Here is a 3006-nt window from a genome sequence, read left to right as displayed (position 1 = left end):
CATGCCATCTGCGCCCACCAGAGCGGGTTTTTAATGCGTACTTCCCAATTGATTTTCATATGTATCCCTCCTTATACAGTCTCGGGTGTGTAAAGTGTAAAATACTGCCCCACCAGCTCATGCGGCAGATATTGCAGGATAATCTTTTCGCCCGGAGCCGTCCCGCTGCGCTCGCAGAGATAGATGTTGCCATCCTCGCCGTCGAGGTAGTACAGGCCGTACTCATACTCCATGCCGCGTGCTGCCGGGACGGGATCATCCACAGTCCCCGCGTGCGTCTCGTCGATCACCGTCCAGAGGGCGGGAGTCGCATCCGGCTCCCAGCTCTCCTGCGAGGTATGCGGGGCCGTACACTTATAGAGCCTGTCCGGGTGTGTGCGTCCGCGCACCTTACTCTGGGGATGCTTGCTGTCCATCCCGTCATAATAGCTGACCGCATCCGGCGACCAAACCGGGTAGGATGCAGGCTGCGAAACCGCCACATCATCTGGCGCAAACATGGCCTGTTTTTCCATGTTCCGGCGAAATTCTATCGCCTGATCTCGTGTCATCATGTCGGCACACCTCCTGTGATGATCTGCTCGTTTTCCTCGGCCTGCCGTAACTGTTCCTGTAGGGCGGCAACATCCGGAATATTGGGGTCAACTTCGGGATTGAGCTCGTCTATCTCTGTCCAGCCTTTTGCGGTTTCAGAAATGACACAAGACTGCGTTACAGTTCCGTTGGTCAGCGTCTTGCCTTCTTTGGCAAAGATTCGCACCATTGGTTTAAGTTCGTAGGTTTCCCCATTGGCGAAGTCCTCCGGATTCGCATTCGGTGCAAGGTCGATCACTCGTGTTGGTGTTGTCATACGATAGGTATTGTAGATTTGCATAGAAAATCCTCCTTTAAGTCGTTCCAATCCATGTGACAGTTGCGTTTGTAGCTCCCCACGGTGCACCTGCTACCGCATCCTGTGCACGGTTAATGGTGATGGATGTAAGATTCTCACACATATAAAAAGCGCTTGAAACTATGGTTTGTATATTGGAGCCTATCGATATTTCAGTTAACCCTGTACACGCCCAAAAGGCTTGGCTCTCAAGTGTGGTTAATGAATCCGGAAGTTTTGTAAGTGTAATTTTAGGACAAAAAGCAAATCCACTTAGTTTTATTACAGTGATGCCTTCTGGTAGTTCGGTTAACGCTAAATTAGAACAATTTGCGAAACAGTTACTCTCTATAGTTTTTAATTGGGATGGCAAGGAGGTTAGCGGTAGGTTTGTACACCCGTTAAATGCCAAGGACTTTATTTCTGTGATACTTTCCGGAAGAGAGCTAAGAGATAAGTTAGTGCATAGGCTAAACGCACTAACACCGATACTCGAAACCCCTGCTGGTATAGATGGTATCAGCAGGTTTGGACATTTATAAAAGGCACTATCTCCTATTATCCTCAAATTTGCAGGCAGCTCCAGCGTTGTAAGCATATCGCATTGCGCAAAAGAATATCTACCGAGTTCAGAAATCAGATCGGGGAATTTTCTTATTGTTATCTTTTTACAGTTATAGAATGCATAAATACCGACTCTTTCTAAATGTGGAGGAAGCCTACTTATTTCTAAATTTGTGCAACCGTTAAACGCCTGATCTCCGATTGAAATCACATTTTCTGGCATATCAATTTGTGTAAGAGAAATGAAATTGCTAAATGCATAACTTCCAATATTTTTTATTTCTTTCGGAAGAAAAACTTTATTAGCGGTTCTTTCTACAAAGTCTATAACATACGATTCGCTCCATCCGCCTGCTGCACCGCCGCCATGTATAATATTCGGCATCACATATCCCCCCTTACGATGATTCTCACAGGAATATCAATTGTTGGCATTTCCCCCCGGCACTGGTATGTAGCCGAGCCTGCCGCCTGTCCTCCATCCTGCAAATTTGCCGCTTGATACGCTGCAAGTTGCTCATCCGTAATAGGATAGCCTGGTAATAGTTCATTTACACTTGCTGCGGTTCCCTTTGGAATACTCACAGTTTGCGTCGGTGGGGTATCTGCGCTCCATCCGGCGGCGGTTAATACCCTTTCATAGAGCGTGGACTTATCAGACTTTTGCGCAAGGCCGGTTTCCAGCTCTGTCCTTGTCGCGTAATCCCCGCCCACAATCTCCGCCGCCCGGTCTGCCTCGCTCTTTGCCCGGTTCGCCTCACTGGACGCTGTCTGCGCCGCCGCAACCGCCGTGGAGGATGCCTGTGCAGTCTGCTCCTTGTAGAACTTCGCGTTGTCGGTGTCCTCGCCCGTCCGCGTCCCTGTGCCACCCTTTGCGTAGCTCTGGGAAAGTACCGCGTTTGTGGACGCTTCGGAGGCTTTGGAGGTTGCCGTATTCGCCCCAGCCTGCGCTGTATTGGCCGAAGCCGCTGCCGCTTCCTTGCTTGCCTGTGCTGCTGCCGCACTCTGCTGCGCCGCCGCTGCATTCGTCTGGATCTCCGTCACCGCGTCCACTGCCAACATTGCCAAAGTGATGCTGTTGTTTCGCACAGTGGCCGACACGCCCTTATTGTTGCCCGTCCCCGTAACGGTAAAAGCAATGGTATCGGTATTGGAAAAAGTGTAGGTGTCAATGAAGGATGAAAGGCTCACCCGCTGCTGGGTTCCATCTTCCAGTACGAGAACAAAATCCGTCCCGTCCAGGTAAACGTCCAGCGCTATTTTTTCAATCCCCGTGTCGGTGCTTACACTGGTTCCGTCCTTTTTGGTGACTGTGATTACTCCCGTATCCATATTGATGGTGATATCCTGCACCAGCGTATTGGTTTCTGTCCCGATCTCCGCGTCGGCTTCCGCTTTGGTGTAGCAGTCGTCAACCAGCACCTTTAAAGCCGACAAAATGAGCTGCACCGTCTGGCCGGTTATGCCCGTGACCTGTGCTCCGATGTTTTCCGCTCCTGCCGTGGAATCGATCAGGGTTATCAAGTCGTTTATCTTGCCCTTGGCAATGACGTTTTCCGCCACGTTGTCAA

At 50.2% G+C, this 3006-nt stretch carries 5 protein-coding genes; all 5 read right to left on the bottom strand.

Annotation, left to right across the window (positions count from 1 at the left end; all coding sequences use genetic code 11):
- Nucleotides 1-59: phage holin (locus tag DWV16_RS19930; protein ID WP_370219480.1), on the bottom strand; the 59-nt coding region annotated here is incomplete at its 3' end.
- 12 nt (nt 60-71) lie between these two features.
- Nucleotides 72-554 (bottom strand): carbohydrate-binding protein, encoded by a 483-nt coding sequence (locus DWV16_RS18680; RefSeq protein ID WP_118480950.1) that lies wholly within the window; start codon nt 552-554, stop codon nt 72-74.
- Complete coding sequence (locus DWV16_RS18675; RefSeq protein ID WP_118480948.1) at nt 551-874, bottom strand: hypothetical protein; 324 nt, start codon at nt 872-874, stop codon at nt 551-553. Before DWV16_RS18675 ends, DWV16_RS18680 begins: the two co-directional genes overlap by 4 nt.
- 13 nt (nt 875-887) lie before the next feature.
- Nucleotides 888-1820, bottom strand: coding sequence for a leucine-rich repeat domain-containing protein (locus DWV16_RS18670; RefSeq protein ID WP_118480946.1), 933 nt, complete (start codon nt 1818-1820; stop codon nt 888-890).
- A partial coding sequence (locus DWV16_RS19235; protein ID WP_370219478.1) for a hypothetical protein occupies nt 1820-3006 on the bottom strand: 1187 nt, incomplete at its 5' end. The genes DWV16_RS18670 and DWV16_RS19235, both read right to left, overlap by 1 nt.

This window comes from Anaerotruncus sp. AF02-27 (assembly GCF_003465835.1).
Taxonomy (GTDB): domain Bacteria; phylum Bacillota; class Clostridia; order Oscillospirales; family Ruminococcaceae; genus Anaerotruncus; species Anaerotruncus rubiinfantis.
The sequence above is the reverse complement of the archived record's forward strand: the minus strand, read 5'-3'. Positions and strand labels throughout refer to the sequence as shown.